Annotated in this window: 14 protein-coding genes; 8 read left to right on the forward strand and 6 right to left on the reverse strand. The window is 68.2% G+C overall.

Features of this window, described 5'->3' with window-relative positions; genetic code table 11:
* Positions 1 to 14: 14 nt before the first annotated feature.
* The 4 genes from HH110_RS02815 (at position 15) to HH110_RS02830 (ending at position 5,223) form a co-directional block, all read left to right on the forward strand.
* Positions 15 to 929 (forward strand): LysR family transcriptional regulator, encoded by a 915-nt coding sequence (locus HH110_RS02815; protein WP_176988224.1) that lies wholly within the window; start codon positions 15 to 17, stop codon positions 927 to 929.
* A gap of 180 nt (positions 930 to 1,109) precedes the next feature.
* A complete protein-coding gene (locus HH110_RS02820; protein ID WP_176988225.1) occupies positions 1,110 to 2,648 on the forward strand; it encodes an MFS transporter in 1,539 nt (512 codons plus the stop codon).
* A gap of 17 nt (positions 2,649 to 2,665) precedes the next feature.
* Positions 2,666 to 3,721, forward strand: a complete 1,056-nt coding sequence (locus HH110_RS02825; protein ID WP_176988226.1) for an efflux RND transporter periplasmic adaptor subunit — start codon at positions 2,666 to 2,668, stop codon at positions 3,719 to 3,721.
* On the forward strand, positions 3,718 to 5,223 hold the full coding sequence (locus HH110_RS02830; RefSeq protein WP_176988227.1) for an efflux transporter outer membrane subunit: 1,506 nt from the start codon (positions 3,718 to 3,720) through the stop codon (positions 5,221 to 5,223). The genes HH110_RS02825 and HH110_RS02830 overlap by 4 nt, the downstream gene beginning before the upstream one ends.
* On the opposite strand, the gene HH110_RS02835 is transcribed toward HH110_RS02830, so the two are convergent.
* From HH110_RS02835 to HH110_RS02855, 5 genes are all read right to left on the reverse strand, one after another.
* A complete protein-coding gene (locus HH110_RS02835; RefSeq protein ID WP_176988228.1) occupies positions 5,196 to 5,534 on the reverse strand; it encodes a hypothetical protein in 339 nt (112 codons plus the stop codon). The genes HH110_RS02830 and HH110_RS02835 overlap by 28 nt on opposite strands.
* Positions 5,535 to 5,646: 112 nt before the next feature.
* Positions 5,647 to 6,591, reverse strand: a complete 945-nt coding sequence (locus HH110_RS02840) for a DegV family protein (RefSeq protein ID WP_176988229.1) — start codon at positions 6,589 to 6,591, stop codon at positions 5,647 to 5,649.
* A gap of 89 nt (positions 6,592 to 6,680) precedes the next feature.
* Complete coding sequence (locus HH110_RS02845) at positions 6,681 to 7,310, reverse strand: 2-hydroxychromene-2-carboxylate isomerase (RefSeq protein WP_176988230.1); 630 nt, start codon at positions 7,308 to 7,310, stop codon at positions 6,681 to 6,683.
* A 76-nt stretch (positions 7,311 to 7,386) separates the two neighbouring features.
* The gene (locus HH110_RS02850) at positions 7,387 to 8,667 is read right to left on the reverse strand and encodes an amidohydrolase family protein (RefSeq protein WP_176988231.1); all 1,281 of its coding nucleotides are present in this window, start codon (positions 8,665 to 8,667) and stop codon (positions 7,387 to 7,389) included.
* Positions 8,664 to 10,070: an amidohydrolase gene (locus HH110_RS02855; protein ID WP_176988232.1), complete on the reverse strand. Its 1,407-nt coding sequence runs from the start codon at positions 10,068 to 10,070 to the stop codon at positions 8,664 to 8,666. Before HH110_RS02855 ends, HH110_RS02850 begins: the two co-directional genes overlap by 4 nt.
* Positions 10,071 to 10,324: 254 nt before the next feature.
* Here HH110_RS02855 and HH110_RS02860 point away from each other — a divergent pair, with 254 nt between their 5' ends.
* The 3 genes from HH110_RS02860 to HH110_RS02870 all read left to right on the forward strand — a co-directional run bounded on the left by HH110_RS02860 (position 10,325) and on the right by HH110_RS02870 (position 15,399).
* Entirely contained in the window at positions 10,325 to 13,921 is a 3,597-nt protein-coding gene (locus tag HH110_RS02860) for an autotransporter domain-containing protein (RefSeq protein WP_176988233.1), read from the forward strand.
* A 109-nt stretch (positions 13,922 to 14,030) separates the two neighbouring features.
* Complete coding sequence (locus tag HH110_RS02865) at positions 14,031 to 14,807, forward strand: AMP nucleosidase (RefSeq protein ID WP_176988234.1); 777 nt, start codon at positions 14,031 to 14,033, stop codon at positions 14,805 to 14,807.
* A 52-nt stretch (positions 14,808 to 14,859) separates the two neighbouring features.
* Positions 14,860 to 15,399, forward strand: a complete 540-nt coding sequence (locus HH110_RS02870) for a DUF924 family protein (RefSeq protein WP_176988235.1) — start codon at positions 14,860 to 14,862, stop codon at positions 15,397 to 15,399.
* Positions 15,400 to 15,472: 73 nt separating this feature from the next.
* Here HH110_RS02870 and grxD read toward each other — a convergent pair whose 3' ends face one another.
* The gene (gene grxD / locus HH110_RS02875; RefSeq protein WP_176988236.1) at positions 15,473 to 16,399 is read right to left on the reverse strand and encodes a Grx4 family monothiol glutaredoxin; all 927 of its coding nucleotides are present in this window, start codon (positions 16,397 to 16,399) and stop codon (positions 15,473 to 15,475) included.
* Positions 16,400 to 16,457: 58 nt separating this feature from the next.
* Between grxD and HH110_RS02880 the strand changes: the two genes are divergently transcribed.
* The gene (locus HH110_RS02880; protein WP_176988237.1) at positions 16,458 to 17,234 is read left to right on the forward strand and encodes a polysaccharide deacetylase family protein; all 777 of its coding nucleotides are present in this window, start codon (positions 16,458 to 16,460) and stop codon (positions 17,232 to 17,234) included.
* The last annotated feature ends 9 nt before the right edge of the window (positions 17,235 to 17,243 follow it).

Genomic DNA, 17,243 nt, shown 5'->3' on the forward strand with positions numbered 1-17,243 from the left:
AAGGTGATACTGCCGTGACCATGCCCGATCTGAATCTGCTCATTGCCCTGGACGCCCTGATCGAGGAGGGCAGCGTCGTCGGCGCGGCGCGGCGGATGAACCTCAGTGCCCCGGCGATGAGCCGCACCCTGGGCCGGATCCGCGAGGCGATCGGCGATCCGGTGCTGGTCCGCGCCGGGCGCGGCCTGGCCCCGACGCCGCGCGCGCTGCAGCTGCGTGAGCAGGTGCGCGGCGTGATCGAGCAGGCGCACCTGGTCTTCAATGCCGGCCGCGAGGTCGACATGATGACGCTGGAGCGCACCTTCAGCATCCGCGCCAATGATGTGTTCGTCGGCACTTATGGTGGCCGCATGCGCGAGCTGTTCAAGGCGCAGGCGCCGTGCTCGGTGCTGCGCTTCGTGCCCGAGGGCGATGGGGACGACGATGCGATGGCGCAGGGCCGGATCGATCTGCACATCAGTGCGGTCAGCAAGCTGAGTGCCGATACCAAGGTGCAGAACCTGTTCAGTACCTCGTTCTTCGGTGCCGCGCACGAAGGCCACCCTATCTTCGCCGAGGAGATCACTGCCGAGCGCTTCGTGGCCTTCGACCACATCGCCGTATCGCGCCGTGGCCGCTGGTATGGCCCGATCGATGAAGACCTGGAAGCGCTGGGCCTGACCCGGCGCGTCGCGCAGATCATGCCGACCTTCCATTCGGCGATCTTCGCCGCGGCCGATTCGGACCTGATCCTGCCGCAGATGCCCAGCGTGATGCTGGGGCGTCTGGAACGCCTCGGCGTCCCGCTGCGCTTGTTCGAACTGCCGATTCCGGTACGCAGCGCGATTGTCGTGCAGGCATGGCATCCCCGCCTGGACAGCGATCTGGCGCATCGCTGGCTGCGCCGCAGCATCAAGGCGATGTGCGACGCGGAATCCACCCAGGCCTGACGCGCCGCGACCACGGCCACCTGCACGGTGATCGGTGAGGCGTGCGTCTGATGCACGCCAGCGATGGCCGGCACAGCATTTTTCGCAGCATCGGCGCTGCCTAGACTGCCGCTCCCCGTCGTGGAGTGGACCCATGTCCGTGTTGTTCCCACTGCACTGCCCGCGTTCCGGCGGTGCCCGATGAGTGCCGTCGCCGCCCCATTGCCGGCTGCGACTGCCGTGCCGACCGCACCACCCGCCCAGGCCGCGTTCGGCCTGCGCCTGGCGGTCGGCCTGTGCGGCGTGTTGCTGGCCGTGCTGATCTCCGGCATCAACGAAAACGTCACCAAGGTCGCGCTGGCCGACATCCGGGGCGCGATGGGATTCAGTGTCGATGACGGCAGCTGGATCATCGCGCTGTACACGGCGATGTCGGTCAGCGCGATGGCGTTTGCGCCGTGGTGTGCGGTGACCTTCTCGCTGCGCCGTTTCGCGCTGGTGATGATCGGCGCCTTCATGGTGCTGGGCGTGCTGTGTCCGTTCGCGCCGGACCTGCCCTCGTTCCTGACCCTGCGCGCGCTGCAGGGGCTGGCCGGCGGTGCACTGCCGCCGTTGCTGATGAGCGTGGCGCTGCGCTTCCTGCCGCCGGGCATCAAGTTGTACGGGCTGGCCGGCTACGCGTTGACCGCCACGTTCGGCCCCAGCCTGGGCACGCCGATGGCGGCGCTGTGGGTGGAGTACGTGGGCTGGCACTGGGCGTTCTGGCAGATCGTGCCGTGGTGCCTGGCCGCGCTGGGCATGGTGGCCTGGGGCCTGCCGCAGGACCCGTTGCGGCTTGAGCGCTTCGCACAGTTCAACGGCGTCGGACTGGCGCTGGGGTTTCCGGCGCTGGTGATGCTGGTGATCGGACTGGTGCAGGGGCCGCGGCTGGACTGGTTCGCCTCGCCGTTGATCTGCCTGCTGCTCGGCGGTGGCAGCGGTCTGCTGGCACTGTTCTTCTACAACGAATGGTCGCACCCGCTGCCCTTCTTCAAGCTGCAGTTGCTGGCGAACCGCAACCTGAGCTACGCGTTGATCACCCTGGGCGGCGTGCTGTTCGTGCTGCTGGCGGTGATCATGATTCCCTCCAGCTTCCTGGCCAAGGTGCAGGGCTACCGACCGCTGCAGACCGCACCGATGCTGTTGTGGGTCGCTCTGCCGCAACTGATCGCGCTGCCCCTGGTAGCGACCCTGCTCAACCAGCGCCGGGTGGACAGCCGCTGGGTGCAGGCGATCGGCCTGGGCCTGCTGGCACTGGCCTGCGCGCTGGGCGCGCAGCTGACCACCGAGTGGCACCGCGACAATTTCGTGTGGCTGCAGGTCATCCAGGTCATTGCCCAGCCGATGGCGGTACTGCCGCTGCTGATGCTCGCCACCGGCAGCCTGGCACCGACCGATGGCCCGTTCGCCTCTGCGTGGTTCAACACCGTCAAAGGCTTTGCTGCGGTGTTCGCCGGCGGCGTGCTCGAGGCGCTCACCACCGTGCGCAGCCATGTGCATTCCACGGTGCTGGTCGACCGCCTCGGCAACACGCCGTGGCTCGATGGGGGCGCGGCGGGCCTGGGCGCACGCCTGCACGCGCAGGTGGTGGCGCTGACCTCGGCCGATCTCTATCTCCTCGTTGCGTGGGTGGCGGTGGCGCTGATCGCGCTGATTCCGTGGCTGCCCACGCGTATCCATCCGCCACGTGCCGTGGCTTGAATTCAAGGAAGTCCCCCGTGTCCCTGCATCGCACCTCTGTTCCCTTCGTCGTCGCCGCCGGCGTGCTGCTGCTTGCCGGCGGCGCGTGGTGGCTGCTGCGCGACGGTCGCCACCAATCCACCAACAATGCCTACGTCACCGCGGACTTCACCGTGGTCGCACCGAAGATCGCCGGCTTCGTCAGCGAGGTCCGCGTGCAGGACAACCAGACGGTCAAGGCCGGCGATGTGCTTGCGCGCATCGACGACCGCGACTACCAGGTGGCGTTGTCGGCGGCGCATGCCGACCTCGCCAATGCGCAGGCGCAGCTGGCCAACGCACAGGCCGCGCTGGCCCAGCAGGGCTCGGTGATCGACCAGGCCCAGGCCAGCGTGGATGTCAGCCGCGCGGAGCTCAGCCTCGCCCAGGCCGATCAGCGCCGTTACCAGGCGCTGGCCAGCGACGGCGCCGGCACCGTGCAGAACGCACAGCAGGCGCAGTCGCGTCAGACGGTCGCCCGTGCACATCTGCAGCAGGGCACGGCCGCCGTGCTCAACGCACGCCAGCGCACCGCGCTGTTGACCGCCAGCGTGCAGTCCGCGCAGGCTACCGTGCAGCGGGCCGAAGCCGCACAGGCCCGTGCCGAGCTGGACCTGTCGCATACGCAGCTGCGCGCGCCGATCGATGGCATGGTCGGCCGCCGCGCGGTGCGCGTGGGCGCCTACCTCACCCCGGGCACGCCGGTGCTGGCGGTGGTGCCGCTGCAGCAGGCGTTCGTGGTCGCCAACTTCCAGGAAACGCAGATGACGCGGATGCGGGCCGGACAGCGCGTGGACGTACAGGTGGACGGCTTCCCGGGCCAACCGCTGCACGGCCGGGTCGACAGCATCGCCCCGGCCACCGGGGTCACCTTCGCCGCGGTCGCCCCGGAGAACGCCACCGGCAACTTCACCAAGGTGGTCCAGCGCATCCCGGTGAAGATCGTGCTCGACCGGGACCAGCCGCTGGCCGGCAAGCTGCGCGCGGGCATGTCGGTGGAGGCGCGGGTGGACCTGGACAGCGGTGGCCGCGCGCTGGCGGGGGAGGGCGCATGATGATCGGGCACATGCTGCGCGTGGGCGCCGGCAGTGCGCTGTGCGCTGCGCTGGCCGCCTGCACCCTCGGCCCCGATTTCGTGCGCCCCGAGCCGAGCCTGCCGGCGCAGTGGGAGGGCCAGGTGATTACCGCCGCCGCCTTCGCCCCGGATGCGGCATGGTGGAACGGCTTTGACGACCCGCTGCTGGCGGCGTTGGCGAGCCAGGCCATGCAGGCCAACCTGGATGTGCAGCTGGTCACCAACCGCGTGGCGCAGAGCCGCTCGCTGCGCGGAATCCGTGCCGCCGATCGTGCGCCCACCGTCAGCGCCACGGCCGGTGCCACCCGCGCGCGCAACAGCGAAGCGGGCCTGAACGACCCCTCCGGCAATGCCGGGCGCGAGGATTACGGGCTGTTCCAGGCCGGCATCGCGCTGGGGTGGGAACTGGACCTGTGGGGACGTGTGCGCCGCCAGGTCGAGATCGCCGACGCCCGCGTGCAGGTCGCCAAGGAGGACAGGCATGCGGTGCAGACCGCGGTGATGGCTGAAACCGCGCGCGACTACCTGCAGCTGCGCGCGACGCGGCAGTTGCTGACGATCACCGAGGACAACCTGCGCATCGCCCGCGACGTCCAGCGCCTGACCCTGGCCCGGCAGCAGCAGGGCGTGGCGACCACGCTGCAGGTGGCCAGTGCGGCGGCGCAGGTCGCGGCGCTGGACGCGCGCCTGGCCCCGCTGCAGCATCGTCAATCGCAACTGCGCAACGCGCTGGCGCTGCTGCTGGGGCAATCGCCCCAGGCCCTGGACGCACAGCTGGAGGGCGCACGGCGCGACTGGCCGGCCCTGCCTACGATGGCGGCCGGACTGCCCGGTGACCTGGTTGAACGCCGTCCCGACATCCGTCGCGCGGAAGCGGCCCTGCATGCCGCCACGGCCGGCATCGGCGTGGCCAAGGCCAGTTTCCTGCCGCGCATCACGCTCAATGGCGATGCCGGTTTCCAGGCCAAACAGCTCGACGACCTGGATGGCTGGAACGCGCACCGCTTCAGCATCGGCCCGGCGCTGAGCCTGCCGATCTTCCAGGGGGGCAGGCTCAAGGCGAATCTTGCGCTGAGTCGATTGCAGGAACGCGAGGCCGGCCTGCAGTTCCAGAAAGCCGTGCTGCAGGCCTGGCACGACGTGGATGATGCGATCGATGGATACAGTGCCGAGCAGCAGCGTGGGAAAGCGCTGCAGGTGGCGGTGGAAGAAAGCGATCGCGCGCTCGCCGCAGCGCGCCGCCAGTACCAGGCGGGTGTGATCGACATGCTGGATGTGTTGACCACCCAGCGCATCGCGCTGGACAACCAGGCCGCGCTCGCCGGCAGCCAGGCAGCGGCGGCGATCGCACGGGTGGATCTGTACCGCGCGCTCGGCGGTGGCTGGCACGATGACGCTGCCGGCGCCGCCGCCACTGGCAGCGCGTCGGCTGCCAGCGGGGCGGGCAACCTCACTCAGCGGACGTTGCGCAGTTCCCAGTGACTGCCGGCCAGCATGCGCAGCCGCTGCTTGAACACGTCGCTGTCGATGCTGGTGGTGGCGACGAGGTTGATCCGCAGATCGTCCTGCACACCGGTGACGGTGGCGGCCGGATCGGTCGCGCCCCACTGCGGATCGACTGCGTCGGGATCGTCCTGCTTGGCGCGCCAGCGGTCGAACAGGACCGTGGTGCGCAGGGCGTTCTGAAGTTCTTCGGCCAGTCCCGCCGCGCCCTGGGCGTGGAAGGACAGGTCCGGGTCGTTGCCGCGTGCCTTGGCCGGGTCCGGCAGGCTGATGTCATAACTTACGGGCATGGTTACCTCCATTGAATGCGGCAAGGCTGGCAGAGACGCGGTGCAATCCGCGTGCAGAACCGGCGGCCGTGCCGGGATCGTGGCATGGCCGCTGCGATGCTGACCAGTGTGGTCAGCCGCTGAAGGTGTGGGGGCCGTCGGCAAAGCCTATCGTCACCGCACCCTTGCCCACGTTGACCATGCCGGTGAGGCTCATCACCGCCTCGAATACATCCACGCCATGCGCCTGGCAGGTCTCGCGCAGCGCTCCGTAGCCGGGCAGGGCCTGCAGGTCGGCCAGTTCGCCGCCGTAACTGATGCACACCGTCGGCGTCATCAGGCCTGCCTTGACCCGCTGCCCGACGAAATCGAACAGCTTCTGCACGGCGTTGTCGAAGCCCTTGATCTTGGCCACCGGCCCGGTCTCGCCACGGTAGCCATGCAGCACCGGCTTGATGTCCAGCGCACTGCCCAGCGCGGCGCTGATCAGGCCGACGCTGCGGTCGCCCTTGTGCCGTGCACGGGCGCGCATGTAGTACAGATCGCGGGTGATCATGTAACCGTGCACGTTGTGCGCCAGCAGTTCCAGCCGCTCACGGATCTGCTGCACGCTCGCGCCGCTGTCGCGCAGGCGGACCGCTTCGACCGCGGTCACGCCTTGGGCGGCGAACAGGTTCTGGGTATCGAGCACGCGCAGCGCGAACGGCGAGTTGAAGCCTGCCGCCTGTCGCACCGGCTTGTAGTCGTTGAGGATCGCGAAGCTGGCCTGCATCGCGTTGTCGTGGATCGGGCTGCGGGTCTTGGTGATCGTCATGCAGAACACATGGTCGTAATCGATCACCAGCTTGCCCAGGAACAGATCCCGGATCTGATTGACGCTGAAGGGAATGGTCTCGGCCTCGGCGCCGTGCTCGGCGACGTGGGCATGCAGGAAACTCAGTGTGGCCTGTTCGTCGCGATGGTCGGCCAGCACGGCCTCGCCAATGCGGACGGTGATCGGCAGCAGCACGATGTTGTGTTGTTCAATGAAATCCTGCGGCAGATCGCACGCAGAGTCGACCACGATTCCGATGCGCATCCTGTGCCCCTCCGGCAGGTTGTAGGTTCGGAAACGTGAACGCTATCTCAAAACGAGATGCTTTGCCTGACCGGGGAGGCGGAACAACCTCAGCGGCTGCGTTCGACGGCCACCGGCAGGTCCACGATCCGGGCCCATTCGCCCTGCCCGAGCAGGCTGGGGTCGGCCAGTACGGCCTGCATCAGCGGGTGCGCGTCGTTGCCCCAGAACAGCTCGCTCCCGATCGCCAGCGTCGGGACGCCGAACACCCCGGCGGCCAACGCGGCGTCGGTGTTGCGCCGCAGGTCCTCCTTGACCGCGGGCGCGCTGATCGCCGCGGCGACATCGGCGATGTCCAGCATCGCCCCGGGCAGGGCGAGCGCCGCGGCGCTGTCGCCGGCATGACCGTCGCGCCAGATCCAGTTGAACAGGAGGTCGACCGTCTCGTGAGTGGCCCCGGCGGCCAGGCACAGGCGCAGCGCTGCCAGCGGATTGAACGGATGGCCCGGCGGAAAACGCAGCGTCACCCCGGCACTGCGCGCCTGCCACAACGCCTGCCGATAGGTGAAAAGCCGCTTGGCCGGAATCTCGGCCGGGCCGAGGTTGCCCAGGTGATGCAGCACCGCGCCGAAGGCGATCGGCACCGGCACGATGCTCTTGAACTGCGGCAAGGCCTTGAGCTGCTGCCAGTGCAGATAGGCGAACGGTGAGACGAAATCGAAATACCAGCGCAGGGCCATGGTCGGATACTCACGGGGCAGGGCGACAGGGTCGCCGAACGCAGGGCCGCCGCAGGCAGCGGCCCCGTGCAGGGACTCAGCGCGAGTATGCGCGCGGTTCGCTCGACGCCGGCGCCTGGTAGCGGTCGCGCAGCTCGGTCTGGCGCGACCGCATCGGCATCGCGCGACCGCCCAGCCAGACCTGCTCGGCGTAATGCCCGACATCCAGCGGATCGCCTTCCCACAGCACCAGATCGGCCAGCTTGCCCGGCTCGATGGTGCCAAGCCGGTCGCCGACGCCCAGCGCCTGGGCCGGCACCCGGGTCAGGCCCGCCAGGCCATCATCCCAGGGCAACCCGTTGGCGACGGCATTGCCGGCCAGCTGGCGCATCTTGCGCGCGTTGTGCGAGGCATCGTCGCGCTGGGCGAAGCTGACCGGCACGCCGGCCGCCTTCAGTCGCGCGGCGTTCTGCAGGGTCGCACCGAGCTGGTCGAAGCTGCTCGGCAGGTTGCCCAGCCCATCCACGAACACCGGCACGCCGGCCTGGGCCAGCTGTGGGGCCAGGCGCCAGGCCTCCGCACCGCCGGCGATGGCAATCCTGACCTTCTCACGCGCCGCCCAGCGCAGCAGCTGGCGGATATCGGCCGCGCGGTCGACCTGCACCACGATCCGGCCCTGGCCGGCGAGGTAGCGCCCCAGCGTGGCGCGCCCGGCAGGTGTCAGCAGCGCATGCGGAGAGTCCGCCGGCACGCGCCCGCTCGCCTCGCTGACCATCTGTTCCAGCAGCATCCACTGCGCGGCGCGCGAGGTGCCGGTGAGCTCCGCGCCGGACGCGCCGAGACGGATGAACAACGCCTGCGGGCCGACCGGATCGGCGCTGCCGTCCAGCCGCATCACGCCCCCTTGGCCGGCGATGAAACCACCGCCCGTGTTGGCCCCGAGCAGGGTGAAGCCGATGCCATCCAGCCGCGCGACCGGGATCAGCACCGAGTCCGGATTGAAGGCCAGGGTGACGTCGAACTCCGGGCGCAGCGGCTGGTCTTCCAGCTTGAGCGTGCTGTCCACCGTGGCCGATTCCCCGGAGACTTCTTCGATGCCGATGTCGGTGATGCCGCCGAACAGCGCCGGGGTCAGCGGCTTGCCCGCGGCGTCGACCACGGCCACACCGGCCGGTGCCGACAGGCCCGGGCCGACCGCGCGGATCACGCCGCCCTGGATCAGCACATCGCTGTGTTCCAGGCTGCCGCGTGCGGCGGCGGTGTGTACGGTGGCATTGCGGATCAGCAGGTCCTGCGCGAACAACGCCGGTGCCACGCACGCACCGGCGATCAACAGCAGGGCCCGCGGAAGCAGGCGCATCGAGACGCGGCGGCTCATGGGCGTGCCTCCTGGCCGAGCATGAAGTCCGACAGCGGCTGCCGCGTCACGTCCTCGCGGTCATAGACCTGGTGGCCATCGACGTAGACCTTCTCGGCCAGCGCATACGAACTGAAGGGGCTGCCGTTCCAGACCACCACGTCGCCCATCTTGCCCGCCTCCAGACTGCCGGTCTGCTTCTCCACGCCCAGCGAGCGCGCCGCGTTGGAGGTCAGCCACATCATGGCGCGCTCCGGGGCGATCTCGATCCCGGCGCGGCGTGCGTTGGCGATCACCTTGGCGGCTTCCTGGTTCAAGCGCTGGATGCCTTCAGGCGAATCCGAGTGCACGATCGCGCAGCTGTTGGCCGGGCGGTCGACCAGGGCGATGTTCTCCTGGATGCCATCGAAAGCCTCCATCTTGAAGCCCCACCAGTCGGCCCACAGCGCCCCGCACACGCCTTCCTCGGCGAGACGGTCGGCCAGCTTGTAGGCCTCCACCGCGTGGTGGAAGGCGGCGATCTTGAAGCCGAATTCCCTGGACAGATCCAGCATCGTGGCCATTTCATCGGCGCGGTAGCAGTGGATGTGCACGCGGATGTCGCCCTGGATCGCGCCGGCCAGCGTGTCCAGCTTCAGATCGCGCTTGCCGCCGCTGTCGCCGGCGCTGTCGCCCTTGTCATCGCCACTGAACCAGCGCTTCTTCTTCGGCTGCTTCGGGGTGTTCTTGGCGATGTACTCGCTGGCATCGATGAAGGCCGCGCGGTAGCCGGCGACATTGCCCATGCGCGTGCCCGGCGCGGTGCCCTTGCCGCCGTAGACGCGCTTGGGATTCTCGCCGCAGGCCATCTTCAGGCCCCACGGCGCGCCGGGGAACTTCATCTCCTGGTAGGTGGTGGCGGGCACGTTCTTCAAGGTCACGCCGCGGCCGCCGACCAGGTTGGCCGAGCCGGGCAGCACCTGCATCGAGGTCACCCCACCGGCCAGTGCCGCAGCGAACCCCGGGTCCTGCGGCCACACCGAGTGTTCGGCCCAGACGTTGGCGGTGACCGGCGCGGTCATCTCGTTGCCGTCGCTGTGCGCGCTCACCCCCGGGCTGGGATACACGCCCAGGTGCGAGTGCACATCGATGATGCCGGGGGTGACCCACTTGCCCTGGCCATCGACGCGGACCGCATCGGCCGGCGCACTCAGGCCGGTGCCCACGGCCGCGATGCGGCCGTCCTGCAGCAGGACATCGGCGTTGTCCATGCGCACGCCGGTGCCGGTGAGCACCGTGGCATTGCGGATCAACACCGGGGCCGAAACGATCGGCGCGTACGTACTGGGATAGGGATCCTGGACGAAACGGGAGGCCGCAGGCGCCGGCCCGGACACGATCGACATCAACGCCAGGCCAACGCCGACGCTCAACAACTTCTGCATGGTTCTCCCCGATGCGGCATGGACACAATTCCTTGACGCTAGCCGGGAGAGGGCCGGGTTGCCAAGTGACCTTTTGCATAGTCTTAGCAAATGAGGCCTAGCATTGTTATGAGAAACGATTGTGAACTTTTCATGAATTTTTCGGGTAGGCTCGAAGGGGCGGCGGGGACCGATGCCCACCCGCCGCAAGAGAGTCGCTGTGCATCCAGTTCCAGATTCCAACACTCGAACCAGATCAAGGAAGTTCTCAGTACATGACCCTGCATTCACTGTCCCGCGCGGCATTCCGTCGCCCTTCGCCGTCCCTGCTGGCCTCGGCCATCACCGGCACCCTGCTTGCCGCCATCGCCGTTCCGGCGCTGGCCACTCCTACCAGCGATGCCCTGCAGCGTTACCAGCAGCAGCGCGCCGAACAGTCCGCCGCTTTTGGCCGTGATCTGCAGACTGCCTCGCTGGCGGCGGCGTTTGCCGCGCCGACCGCCTCCATTGGCCAGACCGGTTACCTCACCAGCCCGCGCGTCAGCGCCGGTCCCGATGGCCCGATCATGGGCGAGCCGGGCGACCTGGAGAGCTGGCGCAGTGACGAGTTCGCTGGTGACTGGGGTCTGGCGGCGATCAATGCCGACTACGCCTATGCCCGCGGCCTGACCGGCCAGGGAATCCGCCTCGGCGTGTTCGATTCCGGTACCGGGCTGGACCACCCTGAATTTGCCGGCAAGGATCACCGGAGCATCCGCATCGCCGATCTACTGCCCGATGGCACCCGATGCACGAACACCACGGCCATCGACGGCGCAGGCGCCTGCTTTGCCAGCGACGGCGACGAGGTCCAGATCACCTACGTCGGGTTCAACGACAACGTTCCCGAGAACATCCGCGACGTCATCCGCAATGGCCCGTACGTACAGCCCGGCATTTCCTATGGCACCCACGGCACGCACGTGGGCGGGACCATGGTGGCCAACCGCGATGGCAATGGCATGCACGGCGTTGCGTTCGGTGCGGATCTGACCGCGGCCAAGCTGTTCTTCAACTCGGCCAGCGAGTGGCAGCGGACGGCCACGGGCTATTCCGTGGTCTCGCTGGCGGGCGTCGGACCGGATTCGACGGCCTTCGCCGACATGTATGACCAGATGAACGCCCAGGGTGTCCGCGCCGTCAATCACAGTTGGGGCCTGGCTACCGAGCCGGGCGCCGCCCTGATCGATCTGTACTACGGTGATGAGGAAACCCTGGAGTACCTGAGTACCTTCGCGGACGGCTCGCGCGCCAACGGCATGATCCAGGTGTGGGCGGCGGGCAACAGCGGCCCGAACGCCAGTCCCCAGGCCAGCCCGATTGCCGGTCTGTACGCCACGCTGCCGCGCGCGTTCGCCGATATCGAGCAGTACTGGGTGAGCGTGGTCAATGTCGACCAGAATGCGTTGCTCAGCAACCGCTCCAACAAGTGTGGGCTCAGTGCCAACTGGTGCCTGGCGGCCCCGGGTACCAATATCGCCTCCACCGTCTACGGTGATGATTCCCAGATCAACGCCGAGCTACTCGTTGATGCGGACGGCAACCTGTTGCTGGACGTCATTTCCCGGGTCCCGACGTACGCCTACGGCCTCAACAGTGGTACCTCGATGGCGGCGCCGCATGTGACCGGCGCGCTGGGCCTGCTGTTCGAGCGCTTCCCGTACCTGACCAACGCCCAGGTGCGCGACGTCATGCTGACCACGGCGCGTGATCTCGGTGCGCCGGGCATCGATGAGATCTACGGCTGGGGCCTGCTCGACCTGCGCAAGGCCATCGAAGGCTACGGTCTGCTGCGCGTGGACACCGACGTGGTCATGAACCAGAAGGCCGGCGGCCTGAAGGTGTGGGAGGGCGATGCGTGGGACGACTGGACCAATGACATCGGCGGCCCGGGCAAGCTGACCAAGTCGGGTATCGGCTGGCTGCGCCTGAGCGGTGACAACAGCTTCAACGGCGCCATCGTGCGCGAGGGTGTGCTGGAGCTGGACGGCGCCAACGCACTGACCTCGTCGGTCGACGTGCAGGGCGGCCAGTTCCTGCTCAACGGCAGCCTGGTGTCCACCACGCTCAACAGCCTGGGTGGCAGCAGCCTGATCACCACCACCGGCGTGCTCGAAGGTTCGGCACTCAACGTGACCGGCGGTTCGGTCACCTTCAACGGTCTGCAGCAGGATGCTGACACGACCGTCGGCAGCGGCGGCAGCTTCGTGCTCAATGGCCGGCTGGTCGACAGCACGCTGACCTCGGCCGGCACCACCGGCGTCAATGCCGGTGCACTGCTGGACGGGTCTGACCTGTTCGTCACCGGCGGCACGGTGTCGTTCAACGGTGTGCAGCAGGGCGGCTCGACAGTGGTCGGCGCCAAGGGCACGCTGAAGGGCGTGGGTACGCTGGGCAGCACCCGCGTCGAGGGCATCATCGCGCCGGGCAACTCGATCGGCACGCTGACCATCAACGGCGATTACGTGCAGACCGCCAGCGGCATCTACCAGGCCGAGCTGGCCCCGGGCAGCCGCAGCGATCTGCTGCGCGTCACCGGTACGGCCACGCTGGATGGCACCCTGAAGGCACTGCCGGAAGCCGGCGTGTACTACCTTGGTGAGCAGTTCAACTTCCTGCAGGCTGCCGGTGGCGTCAACGGCCAGTTCGCCACCACCGACTTCTCGGCCTTCTCGCCGTTCCTGAAGTTCAGCCTGGGCTACAGCGCCAATGGCGTGCGCATCGACGTCGCCCGCGGCAACGCGCTGGCCAGCGCCGCGGTCACGCCGAACCAGATCGCCGTGGCCACCAGCGCCGATGGCCTGGCCATCAACCAGGGCCTGCCCAAGCCGCTGACCCAGCTGTTCCCGGCCCAGGTCGGTGCGGCACTGGACGCGCTGAGTGGTGAAATCCATGCCGCCACGCCGATGGCGCTGGTGGAAAGCAGCCGTTACCTGCGTGATGCGGCGCTGAGCCGTGCCGTGGGCGTGCGTTCGCCGGGGGCTGCTGATGAGGCGGCCGGTAGCGGCGCGTGGGTGCAGGCGATCGGTGGCAGCGGCAAGCTCGACGGCGATGCCAATGCCGCGCGCACCGATTCCAACAGCAACGGTCTGCTGGTCGGTGCCGATCATGTGTTCGGTGGCGGTTGGCAGGTCGGTGGGCTGGTCGGTACCGGCCGGACCGACATCAAGCAGGCGGCCGGTCGCGGCGCCCGTTCGGAGATCGACAACACCCACTTCGGTGCCTACGTGGGCAACCAGTGGGGGGCGTTCGGCCTGCGCGCCGGTCTGGGTTACTCCCGCCATGACGTGGACAGCAAGCGTCAGCTGACGTTCGCCGGCTACCAGGACGCGCTGTCGGCCAAGTACGACGCCACCACCCGCCAGGGCTTCATTGAAGGCGCGTACCGCTTCGGCGGTCGCGAAGGTGGCCTGGAGCCGTACCTGCAGTTCGCGCGCGTTGAAGTGGACGTGGACGGGATCACCGAACAGGGCGGCGCTGCTGCACTGAACGGTCAGGTCGCCGACACCCGCACCAACGTGGCGACCGCCGGCGTTCGGTTCGACAAGGGCCTGAAGACCTCGTGGCAGCAGGAAAGCTGGTTGCATGTCCGCGGTGGCGTCGGCTACCGCCGTGCCTCGGGCGACCGCAGTCAGGTCGCCGATCTGGCCTGGACCGGGGGCAGCAGCTTCGCGGTCAGCGGTGCGGCGATCGCCGACAACGCCGTGGTCGCCGAGCTGGGCCTGTCGGCCTGGTTGAGCCCGCGCAACCAGCTGGAGCTGGGCTACAACGGCACCTTCGGTGATGACGCCCGTGACCGCAGCGTCACCGCGCGCTGGTCCGTGCAGTTCTGATCCAGCGGTACCGGTAAACCGAAAAAGGCGGCCACTGGCCGCCTTTTTCTTGCGTATTCGTTGATCTCGCTCAAAATTGCAGCATCAGCACGACCGCAGGCAATCCCCCATGAAAACCAAACAGGACATCGTAGAAAACTGGCTGCCGCGTTACACCGGCGTCCCCTTGGAGCAGTTCGGCCAGCACATCCTGCTGACCAATTTCGGTGGCTACCTGCAGACGTTTTCCCAGCTCACCGGGGCGCCCATCCAGGGCGCGGACCGGCCGATGGCCAGCGTCACCAGCGATGACATCACCCTGATCAACTTCGGCATGGGCAGCCCGAACGCGGCGATCATCATGGACCTGCTGTCGGCGGTAATGCCCAAGGCGGTGCTGTTCCTGGGCAAGTGCGGGGGGCTCAAGCGCAAGAACCAGCTGGGCGACCTGATCCTGCCGATCGCCGCGATCCGCGGCGAGGGCACCTCCAGCGACTACCTGCCGCCGGAAGTCCCGGCCCTGCCGGCCTTTGCCCTGCAGCGGGCGGTCTCGACCATGGTCCGCGACCTCGGCCATGACTACTGGACCGGCACCGTCTACACCACCAACCGCCGGGTCTGGGAGCACGACGAGGCGTTCAAGGAAAAGCTCCGGGTGATGCGCTGCATGGCCATCGACATGGAGACGGCGACCCTGTTCGCGGCCGGTTTCGCGAACCATATCCCGATCGGGGCCTTGCTGTTGGTGTCCGACCAGCCGATGATTCCCGACGGCGTGAAGACCGAGGTCTCCGATGCCAAGGTCAGCTCCCAGTTCGTCGAGAACCATATCCAGATTGGTATCGAGGCGCTTAAGCTGATACGGCGCAACGGCAAGTCGGTCCGCCACCTGCGTTTTGACGAGTAACGGCAATGGAACGGATGGACGTCTTGGGGCGTGCCATCCACAGGGGTAGTGAATGGACGTGGCGGCACAAGTAGTGGACTTCTGGCGCGACGCCGGACCGCAGCAGTGGTTCGCGCGCGATGACGCGTTCGATGCGCGGTTTCGCCAGCAGTTCCAGGAAGAGCATTTCGCCGCCGCCCGCCGCGCGCGCGAGCACTGGCTCGGCAGCGCCGATGGCGCGCTGGCGCTGATGATCCTGCTCGACCAGTTCCCGCGCAACTGCTTCCGCGAGACGGCGCATTCCTACGCTACCGATGGCCTGGCGCGTCACTACGCCATGCGTGCGGTGGAGGAGGGCTTGGACCTGCAGCTGGTCCCCAAGCTGCGGGCTTTCATCTACCTGCCGTTCGAGCACTCCGAGGATCCGCAGGACCAGGAGCGCTCGGTGGCGATGTTCGATGCGCTGGGCGACAAGGAATACCTGCAGTACGCAGAGCTGCACCGCGACATCATCCGGCGCTTCGGCCGCTTCCCGCACCGCAACGCGGTGCTGGGGCGGATGCCGACGCCGGAGGAGCTGGATTACCTGGCCGAAGGTGGGTTTGCGGGTTGAACGCCCCCCGCTGCCACCAATAAAAAAACGCCGGCAATGCCGGCGTTTTTCTTGTCCCGCAACGCGCCGAAGATCAGTACTTCGGCACGCCGTTGTCCACCTCGTTCGACCAGGCATCGATGCCGCCGGTGATGTTGGAGACCTTGGTGAAGCCCAGGGCGCGGAACTGCTCGGCGGCCTGCGCGCTGCGGCCGCCGTGGTGGCACAGGAAGGCCAGCGCGGTGTCCTTGGGCAGGGCTTCCAGACGGGCGCGGTTGTCGCCGTCGAAGGTTTCGAACGGGGCGTTGATCGCCGCGATCGCACGCTCGTCGGCCGGGCGCACGTCGACCACGGTGATGCTGCCGGCACGCAGCTGGTCGTCGGCGTCGCGCACGCTCAGTTCCTGCACGGCCTTCGGCGCGTTCGGGTTGTCGATCGCCAGGCCCTTGCCGCGGATGTCGTCGACCCAGTCGATGGTGATGCCTTCGGCGCGGCGCGCGCTGGCCAGGTCGAACTGCACGCGCAGGCCGTTGGACTCGGCGGCGATCGCGTTGTCGTCGTGCGGGGCGAGCTGGAAGTTCGGCTGGAAGCGCGCGTCGATGCCCAGCTGCAGCGAGGCACCCGGGGAATCGGCCAGCGCGCCACGCAGCATTTCCACGGCGGCCGGGGTAACGGTGATGCGCGGCGGGGTGCGGTCCGGCGCGGCCAGGCCGAGCACGCTGCTCAGTTCACCGTTGCCGGCCATCTGCAGGATGATGTCGCTGCCGCCGACCAGCTCGCCGTCGATGTACAGCTGCGGGATGGTCGGCCACTCGCCGTAGGCCTTGATGCCTTCGCGGATTTCCGCGTCGGCCAGCACGTTGACGTGGTCGAACTCCACGCCGAGGTCCTGCAGGGCGCCGACGGCCTTGGCCGAGAAACCGCACTGCGGCATGCTCGGCTGACCCTTCATGAACAGCACGACGCGGTTGGCGTTGAGAATGGATTCGATGCGCGAGCGCAGGGCGGGTTCAAGGGACATGGCGGTCGGGGTCCGGATATGCGAACCGCGTATTCTACGCGGCATGGCATCATGGGGCATGACCGTACCGGAAACGTTGTATCGCATTCCCCGGCGCCCCTGGCGCTGGCTGCCGTGGCTGGTGCTGTCGCAGCTGCTGGTGGTGCTGGTCTGGGTCGGTTGGGGCTGGCGCTACGGCCTGCCGTTGATGGTGGCGACCCACGCCCTGTTCATGGTGCCGGTATTCCTGCCCAACAGCCGCTTCTATGCCCCGGTGCTCAGCCGCCTGCCCGGCGATGCCCGCAAGGTCTGGCTGACCATCGATGACGGCCCCTCGGCCGAGACCCCGGCGGTGCTCGACCTGCTGGACCGCTACGAGGCCAAGGCGACCTTTTTCCTGGTCGGTGAACGCGCGCAGGCGCGGCCGGAGCTGGTGCAGGCGATGCTGGCCCGCGGGCACAGCCTGGGCAACCACAGCCACAGCCACCCGCAGACCCGCTTCTGGCGGCTCGGGCGGCAGGCGATGGCGGCCGAGATCACACAGTGCCAGCAGGCCCTCACCGCGATCGCGGGTACCCCGCCACGCTGGTACCGCTCGGTGGTCGGGATGACCAACCCGTTCGTGGCCCCCGCGTTGAAGCAGTGGCAGCTGACCCGGGTCGGCTGGAGCGCGCGTGGCTTCGACGGGGTGGAGTGCAGACCCGAGCAGGTGGTCGAGCGGATCACGCGTGACCTGGCGCCAGGTAGCATCGTGCTGCTGCATGAGGGCGCGGCGCATGGCCACAACCTCGCCATCATCGAAGCGGTACTGCAGGCGGTGCAGGCGCGTGGGCTGCACGCGGGTCTGCCGGACTGACGCCCGGCC

Origin of the sequence: Stenotrophomonas sp. SAM-B (assembly GCF_013387485.1) — a bacterium.
GTDB classification, from domain to species: Bacteria; Pseudomonadota; Gammaproteobacteria; order Xanthomonadales; family Xanthomonadaceae; genus Stenotrophomonas; species Stenotrophomonas maltophilia_AA.

Bases quoted from the DNA above. Each gene is read 5' to 3' on its own strand.
- HH110_RS02880 (WP_176988237.1), top strand. From the start codon at position 16,458: ATGACCGTACCGGAAACGTTGTATCGCATTCCCCGGCGCCCCTGGCGC.
- HH110_RS02850 (WP_176988231.1), bottom strand. From the start codon at position 8,667: ATGAGCCGCCGCGTCTCGATGCGCCTGCTTCCGCGGGCCCTGCTGTTG.
- HH110_RS02820 (WP_176988225.1), top strand. From the start codon at position 1,110: ATGAGTGCCGTCGCCGCCCCATTGCCGGCTGCGACTGCCGTGCCGACC.
- HH110_RS02840 (WP_176988229.1), bottom strand. From the start codon at position 6,591: ATGCGCATCGGAATCGTGGTCGACTCTGCGTGCGATCTGCCGCAGGAT.
- HH110_RS02860 (WP_176988233.1), top strand. From the start codon at position 10,325: ATGACCCTGCATTCACTGTCCCGCGCGGCATTCCGTCGCCCTTCGCCG.
- HH110_RS02845 (WP_176988230.1), bottom strand. From the start codon at position 7,310: ATGGCCCTGCGCTGGTATTTCGATTTCGTCTCACCGTTCGCCTATCTG.
- HH110_RS02855 (WP_176988232.1), bottom strand. From the start codon at position 10,070: ATGCAGAAGTTGTTGAGCGTCGGCGTTGGCCTGGCGTTGATGTCGATC.
- grxD (WP_176988236.1), bottom strand. From the start codon at position 16,399: ATGTCCCTTGAACCCGCCCTGCGCTCGCGCATCGAATCCATTCTCAAC.
- HH110_RS02865 (WP_176988234.1), top strand. From the start codon at position 14,031: ATGAAAACCAAACAGGACATCGTAGAAAACTGGCTGCCGCGTTACACC.
- HH110_RS02835 (WP_176988228.1), bottom strand. From the start codon at position 5,534: ATGCCCGTAAGTTATGACATCAGCCTGCCGGACCCGGCCAAGGCACGC.
- HH110_RS02830 (WP_176988227.1), top strand. From the start codon at position 3,718: ATGATGATCGGGCACATGCTGCGCGTGGGCGCCGGCAGTGCGCTGTGC.
- HH110_RS02870 (WP_176988235.1), top strand. From the start codon at position 14,860: ATGGACGTGGCGGCACAAGTAGTGGACTTCTGGCGCGACGCCGGACCG.